The organism is Spirosoma migulaei, from assembly GCF_054776855.1.
Map to the genome: position 1 here is coordinate 1 of NZ_BAAHBG010000026.1, position 22,239 is coordinate 22,239.

Sequence of the window (22,239 nt, forward strand, 5' to 3'; positions counted from 1 at the left end):
GGGATGGGATGATCAATACCTAATTAGGATGCTACTCAAGATTTAAATGCGTTTAACCTGTTTTGGCGGTGTCGTGGCAACGATTGCCGCGGTTATCGTTTTAAACAATGTCATGTACGACATCAGACCAGGCAACGCCCCAGAGGAATGCTGGAATGGATGTCCTGGGAATAACGATCCAAAAGCTTGTGAAGAATTTTGTGATTGTATCCACAACAAGGGCAAACCGCTTGGCAACTGTTTAGAAGCGTACGAGAAGGCAGTAGAAAAACATAAGAAGGATAATTATAGGACAAAATTCAACAAATAAACTGCTCTGGTACGCCATGACCCAATGGCTCGCCGACTTCGCCTACAAGATTGATATTTCGTGGTGGATGTTCGCCCTAGCGGGTTTTATAGCACTGGGAATTGTGTTGCTGACCGTGAGTTACCAGAGTGTGAGGGCCGCCTTGTTGAATCCGGTGAAGAGCTTGCGGAGTGAGTAGGTTAGCGGTAGTAGACTGGTAAAAACGTCCAATCATCCGAGATGGTTGGACGTTTTTTACGAATAGGCAGAAATTATAACAAATACGTCTTATGTTTAGCTATATTGCACAAAATACTACAAAAAGAGCTTTCTTTATTTTGCTTTAAAAAGCATTCAACAAATCAGCCAAAAATCGTTTTAACATTCGCTATTGAATAAATGGATCTTAGAGAAATAAAGCTATACCGCATGACCCATATCGAGAATACACCTCATACTCTTAAATATGGAATTACACATAAAAGCTCCTCTAATGCCAATCCAAATTTTATTACTATTGGTGACCTAAGTTTAATTGATACAAGAAATAATAAACAGGTAAAAGTTGACAATGGAAATTTCCTCGATTTAAATGCACCTAAAATTATGTTAGGCAGTTTTATTCCATTTTATTTCTGTGTAAGAATGCCGATGTTATACGTAATGCAAAATGGAGGAAATTTTGCAGAAAAGGCAACACCTCCGCAAGACATTATTTACTTAGCTTGCTCACTAATAAACATAATAAATTCAAAAATAACATATTACTTTTCTGATGGTCATGCAACTGACAATTTAACATCATTTTATGATAAGACTAAAATACACGATTTACCTAGTATAATAGATTGGAATTCGATAAAATCTTCTTACTGGGGAGGACAGGAAAATTTAAATATTAAACGCAAAAAGCAGGCCGAATTTTTGACTTCAAGAGACTTAGATCCGGAATTAATAATTGGATTTGGTTGTTACAATAACGAAGCAAAGCAAAAATTAATAAGTATGGCATTGAAAGTAAAAAAGTCAAAATAATCTCCAACGCTTATTATTAATAAAGCGACTAAGTTATGATAAAGTATATTACAGGAAATATTTTAGAAAGTAATGCACAAGCATTAATTAATACCGTGAATACTGAAGGTGTCATGGGTAAAGGTATTGCTTTGCAGTTTAAAAAAGCTTATCCTAATAATTTTAAAGCGTATGCTGATGCCTGTAAAAAAGGGGAAGTTAGTATTGGTAAATTATTTGTAACTAAAGACAGAAACCTGAACTCTGGAGAAAAGTTAATAATCAATTTTCCTACGAAAAAGAGCTGGCGAAAAACTTCAGAGTATAGTTTTATAGAACAAGGTTTAGATGATTTGGTAAGCACCATCAAAACAAACCAAATTAAAAGTATTGCAATTCCTCCACTTGGTGCAGGAAATGGTGGGTTAGAGTGGGAACGAGTAAAAATAATAATAGAAAAAAAACTAAGTGTTTTAGATCTGGATATTTTTGTTTATGAACCAACAGCTCACATTATTGAATATTTAAAGAAGGAAAGAGTTAAACTCACGGATGCAAGATCTTTGTTATTATATGTTCTCTATGATTTAGTAAAAAACGGGGAATATGTATCAGAATTCTCTAGTGAAAAGATATGTTATTTCTTACAAAGATTTGGCGCAAAAAAATATTTTAAGCTTGAATTTGAGCCTAATTTTTACGGACCATATTCAGGCAAAGTAAGGTTCGTACTAAATGCCTTAAATGGCAGCTATATTATGGGGTATAGTGATATGAATAAGAAACCTTTTGAGCCTTTAACCTTAGTTTCGGATGGCTATGAAACCGTAAAATTTCATATTGAGAGTAAAAATGAACTCCTTGATATTGCTCAAAAAACAATGTCATTTTTAAATGGATTTTACTCAGATTTTGCGCTAGAGTTATTATCAAGCATTGATTATATAGCTACTAAAACAAATGCACTAAATCAGCAAATTATTTCTAAAGAATTAGAAGAATGGAGTGATAGAAAACGTAGCTTATTTTCTAATCCAAAGTATATTAGCATATCTATTAATCATATTCAACAAGCGACGTTTGCTTAATCAATTGGTATGGCTCCGCCAGAGCCTTAGAGAAACAGCTTTTTTATTGTAAAACAGACTTACAAATACTCTACCATCATCACCAAACCAATCCTCATCCACGCCCCCGCTTTCATCATTTGGCACCACCTCACAACGCCCGACTTGATGAAACAATGGATGCTGGATACCGATATGACGATTGACATCATCACCGATTGGAAAGCTGGAAGCCCAATCAGGATGAAGGGAGTTATGCACGGCATAGATTTTGAAAATACAGGCACAATCTTAACATACGACCCAGACCAGACACTCCAATACAGCCATTTAAGCTCGCTATCACACTTACCCGATACGCCCGAAAATCAGTGCGTACTCACCTTTACGCTAACGCCTGTTGAGCCCCAGACCCGCTTAACCCTGACCATTACCAACTTCCCGACAGACGCTATTTTTAAGCACTTGGACTTTTACTGGCGAACGGCCATTGAGGTATTGAAAGACGTTGTTGAGAAAGATGTAATCGGTACAAACACTGAAAATTCTATCAACCAGATCGTGGACCAATAAGGAGCGCAACTCGCATCAATCGAAAATCAGCTCATGGAAAAGCTCAAAAAGAATTTCGAAACCATTGGTTTCAGCGGAGACGATTTGGCTAAAATTCTCAGTGCTTTCACGCTCCAGGTAGTCAAGAAAAATGAGTTAGTTGTCGAAGAAGGGAAAGTTAGCAAACACATTGGCTTTGTTGAAAGCGGCATGTTTCAATATTTCGTCTTGAAAGATGGCGATGAAATAACGACCTACATATCTATTGAAAATACGTTTCTGGCTTCGTTGTTGAGTTTTATTGGTGAGGTTCCCGCTCGCGAAAATATAAGAGCCTTGACGGATAGCAGTATAAGCCTGATCAGTAAAACCAGTTTACAGAAATTGATAAACGAACTCCCCAGGTTTAAGGAATTTTACATAGGCCTTTTAGAAGCCTCAATTTGCGGTATTGATGCCACCCGGCATGACCTGATTGTATTAACGGCCGAGCAGCGTTATGAGAAAATGCTCACCGAAGAACCCCACCTTTTGCAGAAAATCCCGTTACAGTATCTGGCTTCCATTTTGGGGGTAACTCCTCGCCACCTCAGTCGTATTCGAGGGAATATTCGTTGAATGCCATACCCTTCTTCTTTTTAGACATTTGTCTAGTAGCGTCAGTTTTAAACGGCTGAACTTTGCATCGTCAAGTAACAACCAGACGGCATGCAAACGGTTCACTATCAAGCCAATTCTCGCTCTGTCTGATTACCTGACTCTTGTCATAACAAGTAATCAAACAGGACAATCAACATGAAACAGGCAATCATCGTACTCTTTTTAGTAGTTTCAGGTTCAGCTTTCTCGCAAAGCCGTTTTTCAAAAAGTGAGTTAAGTATCAATGGATTCAGAAATCCGTCAGTTGGTGCCGAATATCGCTTCAAACAGATGTCTCTTCACGCTGGCTATTACCCAACTGCGTTTAAATCGGGTGAAACTACAAGCTTTATTAAAACAGGGTTTACACTTTGGTTTTTACCCGTCGGCAAAAAAGAAAATCCTTCTTCGTTTTATGCAGGAGCTTCTTATTTACGTGGTTTAAACCGCGATTATAAACATAAAAACGCGATGGGCGTAGAAGCGGGCTTCCGCTGGATGGTTTGGAAAGGGCTTAATCTGCGGATTGGTGCCATTGCAGTAGCAGCCAGTGGCGAAAGTTTAAAAATAAACCCAACGCCAGGTATTAGTTATTCTTTTTTCTTCAGGTAATTCCTCCACAAATACGTGATTAAACTTAGAAAAAGTCTACTCGCTTTACCTGGTCTGTATCAGCTACGTTTAGTACAATAGGTATTCTTCCTTCAGCAGTACTCGCCTTAATTCAATCACGTAGCTGATAAGGTTCAATTGGGCACAGGACTCCTACTAGGTACAAGGCTTTCTGAAAGCCTTGTATATGTACTAAAAAAGTGAGACCAAAATAGCCTCACTTTTATTATTTCTCTTAACCTAATCTACAAAAAAATATAAACTAAAGAAGTACTATATGTATCAAAAACTACAAAATATAAAACAATAATATAGGGATAGATAAAAATAAAACTAATAGCACTATGAATAAAATCTTCCAGCGTGGATGATAGCTTACATAACGACTATTTCCAGCAACCAAATTCATTAACTCATTCACCCAGTGGCTAAACATACCGCAAATCCTTACTCAGTAATACGGCAAAGGTAATCAATGAATTAACGCGCTGTTATTATCAAATCATTATCAACCACACACACTGAAAATCAACCTATTAGATAAAAAAAATGAACTAAAACACCGTCTACAGATGGCTATTAAATTATCTAATCAAAAAGCCACTCAAGAAGCAAGTTATAGAGCATTTAGTCTGACACTAGTTTAAGACTTGGTGTATATTGTTTTTCTATCTAATCCCCATAAACTATTTTCTCATGGGTAAAATACGGCAGAAAAATTTCTAATAAATTGATGAATCAATGCACTTTAACGCGGCATGATTTCATAACCTTTCCTTAACAGACAAAAACGGATAACCCTTTACATTTGTGATGATTTAAACCAGTTCATTTCACGGATAGTACAGTTTGTACTCGTATGAAAATTAGCTATGGCTCATCACCGACTAAAAGCAACCCTCAGCAATATCATTGGCCTCTGGTTTGGAGCAGATACGCCCATTCGTCATTACAAAATCACCTCAAATCCCGAATTGTGGGAGGCTTGTCAGCGCGTTAGTAAAGTGTTCACTGCCCCTTCCGGGACTTTGTCTATGGATCGCTTTACTAAATCAGATCAGGTTGCCTTTGCCAGAGCCGTTCAGCAGAAATTATATCAGCCTGCTACGGCCCAGCGAGCATATTATTATTGTCGTCAGCTAGAAGCCGCTTGATAGTCAACTCATTAAACTTAATAATCCCGTAACAAACCGGGTCGTTATATTACATTCAGATAATATGAGGGGCTTTAGCTTTGCGCACTAAACAACGCTTTTCTTCTCCTCATGAGAACATCCTCTCTACCAGTCTCAATTGCCACAAGTTGTGCGCTTGTAGGTGGCCTTTTTGTCGCTTCCTGCGATGACCACCGCATTCCGGCTATGCTTCCCTCCTTTTCAGAAGCATCGAATCCAGCGGTGCTGTCGACGGCTCCTAACGGTACGGTGCTCTATAATGGTGGATTTGGTTCTGCCATCGCACAGGATCATGCCGACCCTACGGTATTTTATCTACTAACCGATCGGGGACCTAATGCAGCCGGTGCAGCGGCCAACACCATCATTTTCGGTAAGGCCGATTTCACACCCCAAATTGGCCGGTTCCATGTGGTTGGAAATCAGCTGGTTCTAGAAAAAACAATTCTGCTCAAAAACGCGGCCGGACAGCCGTTGACGGGCTTACCCAACCCCATAGGCCAGGGTAATACCGGCGAGATTGCCCTTGATCTGAATGGTCAGACGATTGCCCCCAACGCCGATGGTATCGACTCTGAAGGACTCGTGCTCGCATCCGATGGAACCTTCTGGATCAGTGACGAATATGGCCCGCACATTGCGCATTTCGATGCCAATGGCAAAACCATCGAGCGGATCAACCCATTCGGTACGGGCACTGGTGGGCGTACGTTGCCCAAAGTACTGGCCCGTCGCCGACCTAACCGGGGTATGGAAGGGCTGACCATTACGCCCGATGGCAAAACATTGGTTGGCCTCATGCAGTCACCTATGTACAATCCATCGTCGGGAGCCGTATCGGGCTCGACCGTGCTGCGTATTATCACCTTCGATATTGCCACTGGAGCTACGAAGCAGTATGTGTATCTGATGGAAAACGCCAGCCTGACCGGCTGTAGCGATATTGCGGCCATCACGAACACTACGTTTCTGGCGTTAGAGCGCGATGGCGACTACGGCGGCAATCCGGCCAAACCAGCTACGTTCAAGCGGGTCTATAAATTCGACATCTCCAATGCAACCGACATCTCGGACCCGACCAATGGGGATGGAGGTAAATTATACGGTGGCCTGACAGTAGAGCAATTGAAAGACAAGGCCGGACTGCAAACGGCAGGTGTTGTACCGGTTACGAAAACGCTGGTCTTCGATCTGTTAACCGAGATTTCACCGGTTTACCCGCACGATAAAGCCGAGGGTGTTTACATATTGAGCCCAACCCAACTGGCTATTTCCAACGACGATGATTTTGGTGTAGTCGATAATGGACAGAATGGGTTCACGACCAAAATTCTGCCCGCTACGGGTAAGGTTGATGTCAATCGGATTTATTTCGTAAATCTAAAGGCACCGCTGAAGTAGAAATCTGGTCTGAGTGACTATTCACGCCAAACACCAAAGCCACTTCCCAACAGAAGTGGCTTTTTTAGTACTCTCTAGAAACCCACCTCCATTTGGTAACAAAAACTTCACATTACGGATGCAGGGATACGATCTATCTTTATCGGTTCTACCACTCTCCACAGAATGTATTTCCTCTATGTCCATACATCATATATCACCCGAAGTCTGTATGTATGTTCGCGGTTGACAATTCTATGCCTGATCGCCTGGGGTGTTTTCAGCATTCCTGTATCAGCGCAGATCCTCACTAGTACAGAGCAGCTATCGCGACAAAACCCCGATTCGGCTTACCGGGTTGTTAAAATTTTATTGGACAAGGCTATAAGCCAGAACGATAAACAGACCGAGGGCGATTGCCTGCAACAAATCGGGCTGCTTTTATACCACCAGGGTAGTTATGTTCAGGCAATCGATTACCTGTTACGGGCACAGAAGATTTTCCTCAACGCAAATGATGCAGCCCGGCTAGCCCGCAATCACAATGAACTTGGCACTGTTTATTATTACAACGAACAGGTCGATCGGGCACTGAGTCAGTTTAACGAAGCGCTGGCTTTTTATCGTCAACCTACTAATGCCGAAGGCCTGGCCCAGACCTATGCCAACATCGGGCATATCTACGAAAAGCGTCAGGACCCAAAGCAGGCCTACCGCTACCAGAAATTGGCCCTGACAAACAGTCGGGCGGCAAAGGATGTGAACAGTCTGACGAAAATTTACGAAAACCTCGGCAGTATTTTTGAAGATGAGGCCCAATACGATTCGGCTCATTATTATTACCAGAGTGCCCTGACCCTCGCCCAACAAACGCATGACGAAATCGGCCAGATCGAGATCATCAACAACCTCGGCGATGTGTTCCGAAAAACGGGCCGCTATGAAGAGGGACTGAAACGCTCGCGTGAGGCTATGCAGCGATCGCAACAAAAAGGCGAGTTATACCAGCTGAGTGCCGCCCTTCGCGACATTGCCAAAACGTATCGGTTATTGAACCAGCCCGACAGTGCGTATGCCTACCTGGAACGAAGCCGCGATTTAGTCGATGCGATTTACGCAGCCGAAAACACCCGGCAGATTACCTTGCTGCAAACGCTTTATGATGTTGAACGGAAAGACGGCGAAATCGCGCAGTTGAACGCCCAAAAACGGATCGACTTCATTATCATCCTTGCGGCCAGCGTCGTGTTGGCATTGATTGGTATTCTGGGTGCAGTCATCATTAGTCGGCAGCGGCTAAAGATTCGGAATGAACAGGCCCTTAATCAGCAGAACCAGCAGATATTTCAGACGCAGAACGAGTTGATGCAGGTTGAGCTGAAAAACCAGCAGTTGGAAGAAGAAAACCTGAAAGGGCAACTCGAATTGAAGAGTAAGGAGTTGACTACCCATACGCTACAAATCATTCAGAAAAATCAGGTACTGGAAGAAATCAAGAACGACCTGACGGCGATCTTAAAAGACGACAAGCGCGACCAGAAAAAACAAATCCGGCAACTGGTGGATAAAATTACCCTGAACTTCAGTCAGGATAAATACTGGGCTGACTTCAGAACCATTTTCGATCAGGTCCACCCCTACTTCTTTACGCAGCTCACGCAGCAATTCCCCGACTTAACCGCCACCGACCTGCGCCTGATTGCCTTATTGAAAATGAACATCAGTTCGGCTGATGTCGCTACGCTGCTTGGGATCTCGTCGGATAGCCTGCGCGTATCTCGTTATCGGCTGCGTAAAAAAATCGGACTGGCCGAAGGTGAATCCCTCTCGGCTTACATTCAGCGCTTCCCTTCCCAATCGCTGCCATCGCCCGAAAACAGTATGATTTAGCGGCCTTCGCGGCTCTTCACAATTAGGAAACAGTTTGGTAACAATAACATAATGGCCATTAGCCGAGCCAGCAAGCCATTAATTATCAATCCATTAACTAGCAACCAGTTCATTTGTTGCCTATCTGTATACGCTCATAAACGTCTTGTTGCCTTTTTGTTCACGGGTCAAATTTGTCCGGCTCCCCTGCTCGCCCTCACCTTTGCGACACAATTAAACACGGCCGTTGCCTGTAGGTAGGACCGTGATTCGTTGTCATTCGCAAACCGTATGAACCGACTATTACTGACAATACTCTGCCTGCTTCTTATCCCACACGTCTGGGGGGGTACAATCCGGGGGCGAGCCGTCGATGCCACCACAGGTCAGCCCGTAATTGGGGCAACACTCATTCTGGAAAATACCAAACTCTATACTGTGTCGGGATTAGATGGCTCCTATCTGATTAAAAATGTACCCACCGGAACGTATAAAATTCGGGTCAGTTACGTGTCGTACAAAACAATCACCCGCGACATTGAGCTAACCAGTACCGAACAGGTGATCACGCTGGATATACCGCTGGAGACCGAAACCGACCGCCAGATTACCGAAGTAACGGTAACCGCCAAACGCGATGGCGGCAGTGACCGCACCGCCCGCGACCTCGAACGGAATGCCCTGCAAGTGACCAACATTGTGTCGGGCCGAACCATCGAACTCTCCCCCGATTTAACAGTTGCCAACGTCATCCAGCGTGTATCGGGCATTTCGATTGAGCGCAACAGCAACGGCGACGGCCAGTACGCCATTCTGCGTGGCATGGACAAACGGTATAACTATACGCTAGTCAATGGCGTGAAGATTCCCAGTCCCGACAATCGGTATCGTTACGTACCCCTCGACATTTTCCCGGCTGAACTCCTGGATCGGCTCGAAGTCTATAAAGCACTCACACCGAGTATGGAAGGCGATGCCGTTGGTGGAGCGATCAACATGGTCATGAAAGACGCGCCCGACCGCCCAACGATTCTGGCGAACGTTTCATCGGGTTATAGTGAACTGTTTTTCAACCGTCCGTTTGTTGGTTTTGATACGAAGAACATCAACGCGCAGTCACCTTACGAACAGTTCGGGAATCAATACAGCGCTAAATTTTCGGATTTCAACAAAGCGACAACAACCTACACCCGTCAGGCACCACCACCGAACTTACTGGGCAGCTTTGCCATAGGCAATCGATTTTTCAACCGGCGGTTTGGGGTTATGCTGGCGGGGAGTTTACAGAATACCTACCGGGGCAGTAACAGCCTGTTTTTTACCGGCGACGTGGTCGATACACTCCGGGGCGTTACCCTGACGAAACAGAGTGAACGGCAATTCTCGGAACGGCAAACCCGTTACGGGCTCCACGCCAAGATGGATTTTCGCATCAACCAGAACAACAAAATCCAGTGGTTCAATGCGCTCATCAGCCTGGCAAACGAGCAGATTCGCGAAACAAAAACAACCGAACTGGGCATTGGCGGGTTCGATCCGATATTGGGCAATGCAACACTAGGCTACGAAACCCGATCGCGACTGACGAAACAGAAAATTTATACCAGTACGCTTCAGGGCACGCATCAGGTAACGCCGGTATTCGCCATCAACTGGTCGGCGGTGTATTCCTCGGCTACGAACGAAGTACCCGACCAGACCTATGTACCACTACTAGGTATCCGCAAAAATTTTGTAGAGCAACGGACTACCGTTCAGGACGGCCAACGCCGGTGGGAGCATAACACCGACAATGATCTGGCGGGGTATCTGAACCTGACCCTGAAAAGCAAACTGGCAGGCATAGCCATCGAATGGATGGCGGGTGGCCTCTACCGCGATAAGCAGCGCACCAATTTTTACAACAATTACACCTTACGACCAAGCAATCCTTTCGCTCAGTACGGCGTCGATTTTACCGACTACAACCAGATTGCCTGGACCATTCAGAATCCCCTGGGCTCAGTCGCATCAGCGCTGAACTACGATGCCACGGAGAAAACAACATCGGGTTACCTGCAATTCCGCACCACCGATCAGCCACTTGAAGTGACCGGGGGCGTTCGTATCGAGCATACTGATCAGGGCTACGCCATGAAGTTTCCGATTGGCGAAGACAACCCAACCGGCAGTCAGATTTATACGGATGTGCTCCCAAGTTTACACTTCCGCTATCGGCCAAATGAGCAAACGAACTGGCGCCTGTCGTACTTCCGGTCGCTGAACCGACCCGGCTTTTTTGAGATCGTTCCGTATCGGATTGTCAATGAAGAATACCAGGAACGGGGCAATCCCAACCTGAAACGGGCCATTGCCGACAACGTTGACTTACGCTACGAGTTTTTCCCACGCCCACTGGAGCAATTTATGGTTGGCCTGTTCTACAAACACATTCAGGACCCCATCGAGTACACGCTTCAGAAAGATGCGATCCGGGGTCAGGATTTGTACTACGGGCCCGGCAACTTCGGTAATGCCACAAACCTGGGGCTGGAACTTGACGCCATCAAGTACTTCCGTCAATGGGGCATCAAGGCCAATTATACCTACACCAACTCCAGTATTACGACTCCCAAATCAAAGCGCATTCGCAATGAGCAGGGCGATCTGCAAACCATCACCTTCAACCAGACGCGGGCACTTTACGGCCAATCGGCGCACATAGCCAATTTATCGCTGCTCTATAAAGATGCCGAACATGGGTGGGACGGCCAACTGGCAGCCAGCTATACCGGTCCCCGCATCAATACCGTGTCGCAGTTTGTCGATAACGACCTGTATCAGAAGGGATTCATTCAGATGGACGCGTCTATCGAAAAGAGATTGGGCAAAAGCCTCCTGCTGTTTGCCAAAGCCAATAACCTGCTCAATACCCCAACGGAGATTTTCATCAAAAACGTAAACAGTAAAAATTCAGACGTACCGAATCAGGATGAATCCGGCAAAACCCTCATCCGGCGCGACTTCTACCAACGCTCGTATCTGCTGGGGATTCGGTATAAACTGTACTAGAATAGAACGCAGATTGTTATGATCGATTATGATTTAAAAGATTTAGAGAATCATAATCGATCATAATAATCATAAAAATCTGCGGCCCATAACAATTCAACAAATTCATAATCAATTACTAACCATGAAACAAGTAATCATTTTAGCCGCTCTGTCGGCTGCTGTGCTGGTGGGCTGCTCCAAGAGCGACGACAACAGCAATCCTGTCGTTACCCCAACTCCCGTTGTGAAAGAAGCCGTATCGGGCGATGTATCGGGGACCTGGACGAAAGGCAATACCTATAAAATTACAGGCCATTTGCAGATTCCGGCCAGCACGTCATTAGTGATCGAAGAAGGTGTCAACGTGATTTTCAGCGACTCGACGGTGAAGCCTGAATTGATCGTGAAAGGTAATCTATACGTAATGGGCACATCGGCAAACCCAGTGAAATTTACGGTGCCCGATGCCTGGAAAACAACGGCCAATCAGTGGGGCAACCTGTGGGGTGGCATCATTGCCGCACCAACCTGCGCCGAACTACTGCTCGACAATGCCATCCTTGAATATGGTGGAGCGGTAACGACCGAGAGTTCACCCTCCGTAAAAGCGGGCTTGTATAAAGCAGCAGCGGGTAATCACGTACCAGCCGTAAACTACTCGAACGTAAACGGGAAACTGGTTATCGTAAACAGCCGGTTAAACAATCAGAACGAAGATGGTTTCTATATCGAAGGCGGTAAAGTGATCGTTGCGAACAACAAGATTTACGCCCAGGGCGTATCGGGTGGCGATGCCATCAATATCAAATCGGGGGTTCAGGCCGATGTAGCGTTTAACATGATCTATAGTCCCAACACCAATGCACTGAAACTCTCGAACACCGGCGACCGTACACCTCAAGCGTATGTAGTTGCGTATAACAACACGATTGTGAATGCAGGCTGGCGTCGGCCAACGATCAAAGGCGGTTCGATCTGGGTAGAAATCGCGGTTCGGGCGGAGTTGTATAATAACCTGCTGGCCAATGACCGGTTTGGCGTAAAACGCGACCCTAAAAACCCGGAAGACAGCCGGACTAAGGTGAGCAATAACCTGTATTACGGCGCAACGCAGGATGGCGTTACGGGTTTCCAGCCCAGCACCGAAATTCTGACCGGCACTAACGATGTCATCAGCAAAACGGTGGGCGATAATGACCCAAAATTTGTGAACTACCCGCTCACGACCGACTCTAAAAACGCAACCTTCAATACGGCCTGGGATTTCCGTTTGCAGGCTGGTTCGCCCGCCATCGGCAAAGGCACCACGAGCTTCACCCGTTTGTATGCCGACGGTATTTCGTTTGCCAATGGCACCCTGTACAAATCGCCGGCTCCCTCAACAACCATTGGTGCTTTCGGTACAAACTAAGTTTTAAACATTGTAACACAGAGACCACAGAGAAAAATCGAGATTCACAGAGATCTCTGTGTGTCTCCGTTTTTCTCCGTAATCTCTGTGTTATATTTCATGAATTATCATCTGGCGGTTCTCTTACCCCTCTTCCTAGTTGCCTGTCAATCTACGGCGCAAACCCCTGTCAAGCCCGTTGTTATAACCGACACCGTTCGGCACGATACCGACGATCCGGCTATCTGGATCAACCCGGCCGATCACGCCAAAAGCCTGGTTATTGGTACCGACAAAGACCAGGATGGCGGCCTTTACGTGTTTAATCTCCAGGGCAAAATTGTCAAGGAAATTCACGACCTCAAGCGGCCCAATAACGTCGACATTGCGTACGGCCTGATGCTGGCCGGTAAACCCACCGACATTGCCGTAACTACCGAACGGTTTACGCACAAGCTCCGGATTTTCTCCCTGCCCGACATGAAACCCGTTGATAACAGTGGGCTTCCTATGTTCGTTGGCGACACAACCAGCGGCTTCCGCGATCTGATGGGCATTGCCCTTTATAAAAATCCGTCGGGTGTACTATACGCGATGGTTGGGCGCAAAACGGGGCCTACCAACGGGTCGTATATTGGTCAGTATCGGCTCGAAGACAATGGTAAAGGCCAGGTTAAAGCCACCCTCGTGCGGAACTTTGGACTCTATAGCGGCAAGAAAGAAATTGAATCCATTGCCGTCGACAATGAACTTGGCTACGTCTATTACTCCGACGAAGGTGTAGGCGTTCGTAAATACTACGCCGATCCCGAAAAAGGAAATAAAGAGCTAGCTCTTTTTGCGAAAACAGGCTTTGCCGAAGATCACGAGGGGATTTCGATCTATAAAACGGGCCCAAAAACGGGTTATCTGCTTGTTTCGGATCAGGGTGCCAACCAGTTCCACATTTTCCGGCGCGAGGGCGAATCGGGCAATCCGAATGACTATAAAGTCCTGAAAGTGGTGAAAGTGGCCGCCCAGGTTAGTGATGGCTCCGATGTGACGAACGTGCCCTTAGGCAAGCAGTTTCCGCACGGATTATTTGTGGCCATGTCGGAAGGCAAAACGTTTCACTACTATCGCTGGGAAGATATTGCCGGAAAGGACCTGAAGTGAGAAACGGGTAGTAACGTTCGGGAGTAGTAAAGCAGAGGATCGTAATGCCTATTGGCTTACAGGCTTCCCGAACGTTTAGTCACTTTATGCGTCTACTGGCTTAGCTGGGGCTTTAGCTTTGTTGGTAGCTACTTTTTTCGGCGTTTTGGCCGCTTTGACTTTGGCAGTTTTCTCGCCTGACTTCTTCTTCTTTTCTTCTTTTTTCAGCAGCTTTACTAATTTCTTAGCCAGCTTGTCGGCTGATTTCTCGATGGCCTTTTTAACTTTTTTCGACTGTTCGGTGGCTTCACTCAACTTCGCTTCTACAGAAGCAACGATCGAATCGGCAAGGGCCTTTTTTTCAGCTTTCATTATATATTTCTGCTAGTGTCTTGAGATAATAAAAAAATCTACAAATAACTACGAAAAAAAAGGCAGAAACAAAAGCCCAATGTTAAGTTTTTGTTATCATTCCAGGCTCTTTGGGAATCATATCAGGATAGCTATTTCTACTCTAAAAGCCTTTAATTAAGCAGTAGAAGCTCTTCTGGAGGTAGACATAAGTGAGGTCAGATTCTTAAATCTGACCCATAGGTTTCTCAAAACCTACTGTTTATACCCATAGGTTTTGAGAAACCTATGAGTCGGTTATAAGTAACCGACACCACGTTTACAAAGGCACTGTAATTCAGTCGATTACTCGTTTCGCTTCTCGCTTATAGATAAGCAAGCGTCCTCGAGCTGCGCTGATGACTTGGTTTAGTTGCTTATATAGTTGACTTTGTGTGAGCTGAATCGTGCGTAATGTTTCGGCTTCCTGAGTAACTTCCTGCGTCAGTCGGGTAAATTGACGAACCTGCTCCCGAAGTTCTTTTAGGCAATAAGCCTGCGAGAGAGGAGTAAAACCAATAATTTGTAACAGATCCAGTAACCAACAGAAGTATTGCCCTAACAGCGCATATGAATCCTCATGCAGACGTAAGTCCTTATAGAGTAGCGGTTTTCGCCGATTAGCCGGAAAACGAGGAAGCTGTAAGTGGTGAATTTTCAGGTAAAGTACTTTAATAAGATCATTACCAACTGTCCCCCCTTTAAACTGATGCCCAATTTCCTCCCACAGTCGTTCGTTCTGCGGCTTTATACCTGTTCTCGAATCCTGGGTTATCAGCCTGCGCTTTTCGGAAAGTTCCCAGTATAACTGCCATTGCTCATCAAACTGCGTATTGATGGCTTCAATCCGTTGGATGAGTGCCTGTAGGACTGGTTCTTCTGGGGGAACATCATTGCCGGATACAGCTATCCATTTTGTCAGGCTGGCTCTGAGTTCAATTGCTTGAGTGAGTTTTTTGGTCAGTGAGCCTTCATAAGGGGTCATGAATGAACGGGTTTCAATGGCTGGAAGGGCTGGAAGATGACAATTGTAAGCGACAACAGCCTATTTAGGGATAAATGATTCTATACCATGACCAACCGTTTGTATTAATTTGATAACATACAGCCATAAAGAACAACTAACTATAAATCAGCAAATTAACAGAAAAATTACACATAACTACGATCATAGACCATGTAAAGTAACAACAGGAATTAGATTAAAACGAAATTAAAAAATCATAACATACGGATCACTGAAACATAATATTCAGGTAATCTCCAGCTCGAATTAGGCCGGTAGTTTTGCAGCGCTTTAAAGCGATACCAAAACTAGAAAGATGAACCGCAACGTACTACTTATCCTATTTTCTCTTTGGGGGGCTGCCGTTTTTGCGCAGACCGGCACCATTCGAGGGACCATTAAAGACGGAAAAACCAAAGAATCGCTCATCGGCTGTACCGTACTTGTGAGCGGAACCCAACTCGGTGTTACGACCGATGTCGAAGGAAATTTCACCATTCTTAACGTACCAGCGGCCACCCACAAAGTTGTTATCTCCTACATCTCCTACAAAACCAAAGAAATCCCCAACGTTCGGGTTGAATCGGGCAACACGACGGCTATCGAAACCGAACTGGATGAGGAAGGAAAATCGCTTCAGGAGGTAGTTGTTCGCGCCAATAAAGCGACCAACACGGAGATTGCCGTTATCACCGAAATCAAACAATTAAAACCCATTGCCGTTGGTATTTCGGCCCAGCAGATCGTTAAATCGCAGGACCGGGATGCGGCAGCCGCTATTCGCCGGGTACCGGGCGTCAGTATCGTCGATAACCGGTTTGTACTTATTCGGGGTTTGGCAGCACGCTATAATTCGGTGTTGATCAACGACGTGATTACCCCTTCGACCGAAGTAGATACCCGTTCGTTTTCGTTCGATCTGGTGCCTAGTAACATCATCGACCGGATGATCGTCTATAAATCGGGTTCCGCCGAACTGCCCGGCGATTTTGCGGGTGGGGTTGTAAAAATCTACACCAAACGCCGACCAGAGCAAAACTTTCTGGATCTGGGTCTGACATTCGGCTATCGGGGCAATACGACATTTCAGAATGTCCAGTCGCAAAGCAGTTCGGGCCTGAACACCCTGGGGCTTTGGAATGCCAACCAGCAAATTCCAACAAGTTTTCCCGCCACTGCGGCTGAGTTCAATTCTCTGAATCCATTACAACGGGCAGCCTATGCTCGCCTGTTACCCAACAATTGGGGTTTGACTCAGAAAACGGTATCGCCCGACATCCGCTTTGCGCTGAATATGGGGCGTCGGTTCGATGTAGGCAATGTACGGGTTAGCAATCTGACCAGCATTAACTACGCATCGACCAATCAGTTCTCGAATGTCGACCTCAATCTGTATGACAACGGCACCATTGCCAATGCGGTTACCCAGCAATATACCGATGCCAATTATGCCCGGCAGACACGTTTAGGCATTTTACATAACTGGACAGCCCGCTTCTCCCCGGCGTTTACCCTGGAGTGGAAAACGCTGTATAACCAGCTTAGCAACACAGAAACGGTTGTTCGGACAGGCAAACAAGTAGCCGAAGGGTATGACGTACGAAGCTACTCAGAACGTTTTGAGAACCGTAGTATCCTGACAACACAATTAGCTGGTGAACATTCTATCAGCCCGCTAACAAAAATCAACTGGGTAGGTAGCTTTGGGTACACAGGCCGTTGGGAGCCAGATTGGAAACGGGCTCGTTATTTACGTGCATCAGGCTCAACCGGCCCCGATGGTCAGGCAGCGGCCTATCAGTTAGCTACACCTAACGATCCGACGCCAACCGAAGTTGGTCGGTTCAACTCAAAATTACACGAATACGTTATTTCGGCCATTGCCAACGGCGAACACACCTTTGGCAACCCAACCGACCGCGAACCCAACAAAATTCGGTTTGGCGTGTATGGTGAACAGAAAAACCGCGATTATACCGCTCATTTCTATGGTTACCAGGCCGTAGGAGGTGCCTCGGCTGCCAAGCAGCGGGATATTGCTACAGCGTTCGCTCCTGAAAACGTAACGGGTTCGGAGGGTGGTTTCTCCCTACTGGATGGTACACGGGATCGTGATGCTTACAAGGGACTTAATACTTACATGGCGGGTTACGTAAGTGGTGATGTCTACTTCGGACCAAAAGCAAACCTGACCCTGGGTTTCCGGGGTGAGTATAACGATCAAGGTATTAAGTCGAACATCAATGGCGTAGAGACTCGCCTAGTTACGAACCGTATTTTCAGCCCGCTTCCATCGCTCAATTTCACCTACAAATTAAGCGAGAAGACAAACTTACGCTTTGCCTATTCGTCGTCGGTAAACCGGCCTGAGTTCAGGGAGTTAGCCCCCTTCAACTACTACGACTTCAACCTACTAGCCGATATTCAGGGTAACACCACCCTAACGACGGCTAAAATCCAGAATCTGGATGCCAAATGGGAGTTTTACCCATCGCCAAACGAACTGATTTCGGTAACAGGTTTCTACAAACACTTCACGAACCCAATTGAGTCCTATCTGCTGTTCCAGGGCAATGGTTTAGCGTATACGTTCACTAATGCTCAGTCGGCAGAGAACTACGGCGTTGAGATTGAAGTACGAAAAGGCTTCGAAAATTCGGCCAGTGCGTTTCTGAAAAACCTATCGGTAGTGGGTAACGTATCGCTGATCAAAAGCCAGGTCAACGTAGGTAATTTCGTAACAGCTCCTGATTTGAGTGGCACGATTCAGCAATACGACATTCGGGGTATTGCTGCTACCAAACGGGCACTGGCGGGTCAATCGCCTTACCTGATTAATGCGGGTGTTTACTACGCAGCACCTAACTCGGGCTGGCAGTGGAATGTACTGTACAACGTATTCGGCCAGCGGATTTTCACGGTGGGTAACAGCCAGAACCCAACCGTTTACGAATTGCCCCGTAACGTAATTGACCTGAATCTGACTAAGCAGTTCAACAAAAAAATCGAGATCCGTCTGGGTATTCAGGACTTGTTAAATCAATACGTTCGGTTCGCACAGGACTTCAACAACGATGGCAAAATTGGCAGCGATGTGACATCGCAAACGGCTAATGCTGATCAGATGGTTCGCAAGTTCAAGCGGGGCAGCTACTACACCGGCAGTGTCATATACACATTCGGTCGTCGAACAATCATTCCTTAGTTAAACCAATCTTACCAATACAATCCCAATTCAAACAAAAATCAATTTTATGCACTTTTCTCAATCGCGTCGCCGAACCTGGCTACCACTGTTGGCTCTCGTACTGGGCTTTTTCGTAGTGGTTGTGTCCTGTAAAAATGAGGATACCCCGGCTCCAGTTCTGAGCATCACGAGCTTCACGCCAGCAACGGCACCCGTTGGCTCAACCGTTGTTATTACGGGTACAGCGTTTAGCGCTACGCCAGCCAGTAACACCGTCACCTTTGGTGGTGTAGCCGCAACCGTAACCGGAGCCACGACAACATCGTTAACGGTTGTTGTACCAGCTGGAGCAGGTACGCCCATTGCTGTTAAAACAGGCACGGCCACAGTAACCAGCACAACAGCCTTTGCCTTGGGCAACAAACCCGTAATTGAAGTAACGGGCAATATCTCGGCCGACACAAAATGGACGGCGGGGAATGTTTATTACCTACGGGGTTTTGTGCAGGTACAAGCGCCAGCCACGCTGACTATTGAACCTGGTACCATTATTAAAGGTGGTGGCAAAGAAGTTGATCCAGCAGGTAAACAACAGGGTGCAACGCTGATCATTCTGCCAGGTGCTAAAATCAATGCGGCTGGTACGGCTTCTGCGCCAATCATATTTACCTCGAACAAAGCTGCTGGTTCCCGCAATTACGGTGACTGGGGTGGTATTGTGATCTTCGGTAAAGCACCTGTCAATCAGCCAAGCGCAACTGGCTTCGAAGGTGGTCTTCCGGGCACAGTTGGTACGTATTCTGACGTTAACGATAATTCGGGGACGATGCAGTATGTACGTATTGAGTTTGGTGGTATCGCCCTGCTGGCCAACAGCGAAATCAATGGCCTGTCATTGTATGGTGTAGGCGCAGGTACTACCCTCGATCACATTCAGGTATCGTACAGTGGTGATGATTCGTACGAATGGTTTGGTGGCACGGTTAATGCCAAATACCTGGTCGCTTTCCGGGGTTGGGATGATGATTGGGATACTGACTGGGGTTGGTCCGGTAAAGTACAGTATGGTCTTTCATTACGTGATACAGACGTGGCTGACCAATCTGGTTCTAACGGCTTTGAATCGGATAACTTCAACCCTGGCCTTCCTGCTACAGGCACTAACGCTGGTTTACCACTTACTGCCGGTGTATTTGCCAACATGAGCAATTTTGCATTCAGTGGCACACCATCCAATGCTGCATCATCCAAAGGTAGTGGCCCTTATCAGTCGGCTATGCACCTTCGCCGGAACACATCGTTGAGTATCTTCAATTCGTTAATGGTTGGCTATCCAGAAGGACTTCGGTTAGATGCCCCAACTGGTACAACGGGTACCCTTGACAATGCAACGAGCGGTGCGCTCCAATTGCACGGTGTTGTGATCGCCAACATGAATTCTCCAGTGAAAGGTGCTGGCTCCATCACTGATGAACAGGCTCAGACGTTCTTTAGCACTGCCGCTTACAAAAATCAGATTATTCCAAGCACAGGTGTTGCCGCTCTATTGTTAAACACGGCAAGCTTCAACCTGACTGCTCCTAACTTCCTGCCACAAACGGGTTCTCCCCTGCTGACGGGTGCAATCTGGGATGGCAAGGGGGCAGATGCCTTCTTCACCAAAGAAACGTTCATTGGCGCTTTCGGAACCACCGACTGGACCAAAGGCTGGACCAACTGGGACCCCCAGAATGCCAACTACGACAAATAATTCAATCAGTAAATTTAATATTGGTGTCGCAAGAAAAGGCCGGAGCATTGCTCTGGCTTTTTTTATTAAACACAGAGGCACAGAGATCACAGAGCTATTATATTTTTTTTATCTGTGCCTCTGTGTTTAAAATTTTCAAATGCGCTGGATTAACTCTGCTACTTTATGCACCTCACGACCCACAATATGGTCGATGATGGCCTGGGCGTGTTCTCGTCCATTCTCAATAAATACTTTCTCAGTATAAATTCCGGCCAGTACTGTACCGCAGACATAAAGCCCCGGCACATTGGTCTCAAACGTTTCTTTATTGAAAACGGGGACTTGTGTCAGCGGATCTAATTCAATGTCGCAACGGGCAAGCAGTGCCGCATCGGGAATATAGCCCGTCAGGATAAACACAAAATCGGCAGGAATCTGACTTTCTTCGCCGGTTTTCAGGTTATTGACCGTTATATGGTGCGCATCAATCTGGGTAACACACGAATCGAAAACCGTTTTTATTTTGCCTTCTTTCACCCGATTCTTAACATCGGGAACCAACCAATATTTGACTGTACTCCGGAAATCTTCGCCCCGGTGCACAATGGTGATGTTCACATCATGCCGGTATAACTCCAGCGCGGCCTCGACAGCCGAGTTCGATGCACCGATGATCACCACGTTTGTAAACGAATACTTAAACGGCTCATCGTAATAGTGCGATACGTGCGGCAGGTCTTCGCCCGGAATATTGAGCCAGCGCGGACGTGTGAAATAACCCGTGGCCATGATCACCTTGCGAGCCTGATAGCGATCACCCGTTGTTGTCGTAATCGTAAATACATCGCCCTCTTTCCGAACATCCCAGACCTCCTGAAATAGTTTAAAATTCAGGTGATAGTAGGCAGCTGTTTTTCGGTAATACTGGAGGGCTTCATCACGCCCGGCTTTCACCGACGAAATTGAAAATGGAAGGCCGCCAATTTCAATATTTTCGGCAGTTGAGAAAAAACGCATCCGGCGCGGGTACTGTCGGATGGACTCGGTCAGGCTACCCATTTCCAGAATCAAATGGCTCAGGCCCGCTTTTGTTGCTTCAATACCGGCGGCCAATCCACAAGGCCCACCGCCAACAATGACGACATCAAATAGTTGCATGGTAATAATGTTGAAAATCCGTCATTTCCTGAAAAACTCACCGGAGTTGCCAGAAAGCGGCTTTTATCGATCTATGAATAGAATAAAGATCGTCAATAAAAGCAACGAAGAGTCATTGGCAAAGATTCCTCTCTGTTGATATAAGCAGGTTGACCTACATTCTCGGTAAACTACCTTTCAATAGATTACTCGGGCACTTGTCTATTAAATCAGCAACTAATACATCTAACAAGGAAGCAGGATACGTATATAAGGTCGCTCAATAAGATATCATAATTAGCAATAAAATTACCTCTAATATTTAGACATCGTATATAGGTACCGTTAAGTATATTTATTGATAATAATGCAAACAAATAAAATCCCTTTATGTTCATTTGGTAAACTAAATTATCTCGACGATGAACTATAAACTTTCTCTCACCATTCTCCCCGCTTTCGTTATTACTGTAGTTAGTTGTTCACAGGAGTTAACCGAAAAATCACAGGATGCCATTATTCCGACCGCTAAAATCACTCGCGCTGAAGAGGCATTTCCTAACCAGCGGGGTGTTCTGACAACTGGTCTCCTTAATGGAGAACCCATCAGCTACTTCCTTGTGGGCGATCAGG

General features: G+C 45.9%; 17 protein-coding genes and 2 pseudogenes. 16 read left to right on the plus strand and 3 right to left on the minus strand.

What is annotated here, in order from left to right:
- Positions 1–46: 46 nt before the first annotated feature.
- The 13 genes and pseudogenes from ACYVGO_RS24710 (at position 47) to ACYVGO_RS24770 (ending at position 14,175) form a co-directional block, all read left to right on the plus strand.
- Entirely contained in the window at positions 47–310 is a 264-nt protein-coding gene (locus ACYVGO_RS24710) for a hypothetical protein (RefSeq protein WP_460971564.1), read from the plus strand.
- 4 nt (positions 311–314) lie between these two features.
- Positions 315–488 (plus strand): annotated as a pseudogene (locus ACYVGO_RS24715) (ABC transporter permease); the annotation flags it as partial.
- A gap of 230 nt (positions 489–718) precedes the next feature.
- Positions 719–1,324 (plus strand): DUF4433 domain-containing protein, encoded by a 606-nt coding sequence (locus ACYVGO_RS24720; RefSeq protein WP_460971565.1) that lies wholly within the window; start codon positions 719–721, stop codon positions 1,322–1,324.
- A 35-nt stretch (positions 1,325–1,359) separates the two neighbouring features.
- Positions 1,360–2,391 (plus strand): type II toxin-antitoxin system antitoxin DNA ADP-ribosyl glycohydrolase DarG, encoded by a 1,032-nt coding sequence (gene darG / locus ACYVGO_RS24725; RefSeq protein ID WP_460971566.1) that lies wholly within the window; start codon positions 1,360–1,362, stop codon positions 2,389–2,391.
- A gap of 114 nt (positions 2,392–2,505) precedes the next feature.
- Positions 2,506–2,943 (plus strand): SRPBCC family protein, encoded by a 438-nt coding sequence (locus ACYVGO_RS24730; RefSeq protein WP_460971579.1) that lies wholly within the window; start codon positions 2,506–2,508, stop codon positions 2,941–2,943.
- Positions 2,944–2,976: 33 nt separating this feature from the next.
- Complete coding sequence (locus tag ACYVGO_RS24735; RefSeq protein ID WP_142775570.1) at positions 2,977–3,540, plus strand: Crp/Fnr family transcriptional regulator; 564 nt, start codon at positions 2,977–2,979, stop codon at positions 3,538–3,540.
- A 177-nt stretch (positions 3,541–3,717) separates the two neighbouring features.
- Positions 3,718–4,173 (plus strand): hypothetical protein, encoded by a 456-nt coding sequence (locus ACYVGO_RS24740; protein WP_460971567.1) that lies wholly within the window; start codon positions 3,718–3,720, stop codon positions 4,171–4,173.
- 872 nt (positions 4,174–5,045) lie between these two features.
- Positions 5,046–5,327, plus strand: a complete 282-nt coding sequence (locus tag ACYVGO_RS24745) for a hypothetical protein (protein WP_142775572.1) — start codon at positions 5,046–5,048, stop codon at positions 5,325–5,327.
- Positions 5,328–5,438: 111 nt separating this feature from the next.
- Positions 5,439–6,749: an esterase-like activity of phytase family protein gene (locus ACYVGO_RS24750; protein ID WP_142775573.1), complete on the plus strand. Its 1,311-nt coding sequence runs from the start codon at positions 5,439–5,441 to the stop codon at positions 6,747–6,749.
- A 165-nt stretch (positions 6,750–6,914) separates the two neighbouring features.
- A complete protein-coding gene (locus tag ACYVGO_RS24755) occupies positions 6,915–8,618 on the plus strand; it encodes a tetratricopeptide repeat protein (RefSeq protein WP_460971568.1) in 1,704 nt (567 codons plus the stop codon).
- A gap of 270 nt (positions 8,619–8,888) precedes the next feature.
- Complete coding sequence (locus ACYVGO_RS24760; RefSeq protein ID WP_460971570.1) at positions 8,889–11,648, plus strand: TonB-dependent receptor; 2,760 nt, start codon at positions 8,889–8,891, stop codon at positions 11,646–11,648.
- A gap of 124 nt (positions 11,649–11,772) precedes the next feature.
- On the plus strand, positions 11,773–13,041 hold the full coding sequence (locus ACYVGO_RS24765; RefSeq protein ID WP_460971572.1) for a right-handed parallel beta-helix repeat-containing protein: 1,269 nt from the start codon (positions 11,773–11,775) through the stop codon (positions 13,039–13,041).
- A 99-nt stretch (positions 13,042–13,140) separates the two neighbouring features.
- The gene (locus ACYVGO_RS24770; RefSeq protein WP_460971573.1) at positions 13,141–14,175 is read left to right on the plus strand and encodes a phytase; all 1,035 of its coding nucleotides are present in this window, start codon (positions 13,141–13,143) and stop codon (positions 14,173–14,175) included.
- A gap of 84 nt (positions 14,176–14,259) precedes the next feature.
- Here the strand turns inward: ACYVGO_RS24770 and ACYVGO_RS24775 are convergent, their stop codons facing one another.
- Both ACYVGO_RS24775 and ACYVGO_RS24780 read right to left on the minus strand, forming a co-directional pair.
- Entirely contained in the window at positions 14,260–14,526 is a 267-nt protein-coding gene (locus tag ACYVGO_RS24775; RefSeq protein ID WP_460971574.1) for a hypothetical protein, read from the minus strand.
- 316 nt (positions 14,527–14,842) lie between these two features.
- A complete protein-coding gene (locus ACYVGO_RS24780; RefSeq protein ID WP_460971575.1) occupies positions 14,843–15,529 on the minus strand; it encodes a hypothetical protein in 687 nt (228 codons plus the stop codon).
- Between the two features lie 337 nt (positions 15,530–15,866).
- On the opposite strand from ACYVGO_RS24780, the gene ACYVGO_RS24785 reads away from it, so the two are divergent.
- Together ACYVGO_RS24785 and ACYVGO_RS24790 are read left to right on the plus strand one after the other, a co-directional pair.
- Complete coding sequence (locus ACYVGO_RS24785) at positions 15,867–18,755, plus strand: TonB-dependent receptor (RefSeq protein ID WP_460971576.1); 2,889 nt, start codon at positions 15,867–15,869, stop codon at positions 18,753–18,755.
- 49 nt (positions 18,756–18,804) lie between these two features.
- The gene (locus ACYVGO_RS24790; protein WP_460971577.1) at positions 18,805–20,487 is read left to right on the plus strand and encodes an IPT/TIG domain-containing protein; all 1,683 of its coding nucleotides are present in this window, start codon (positions 18,805–18,807) and stop codon (positions 20,485–20,487) included.
- 135 nt (positions 20,488–20,622) lie between these two features.
- On the opposite strand, the gene ACYVGO_RS24795 is transcribed toward ACYVGO_RS24790, so the two are convergent.
- A complete protein-coding gene (locus ACYVGO_RS24795) occupies positions 20,623–21,627 on the minus strand; it encodes a YpdA family putative bacillithiol disulfide reductase (protein WP_460971578.1) in 1,005 nt (334 codons plus the stop codon).
- A gap of 401 nt (positions 21,628–22,028) precedes the next feature.
- Here ACYVGO_RS24795 and ACYVGO_RS24800 point away from each other — a divergent pair.
- Positions 22,029–22,239: pseudogene (locus tag ACYVGO_RS24800) on the plus strand (M12 family metallopeptidase); the annotation flags it as partial.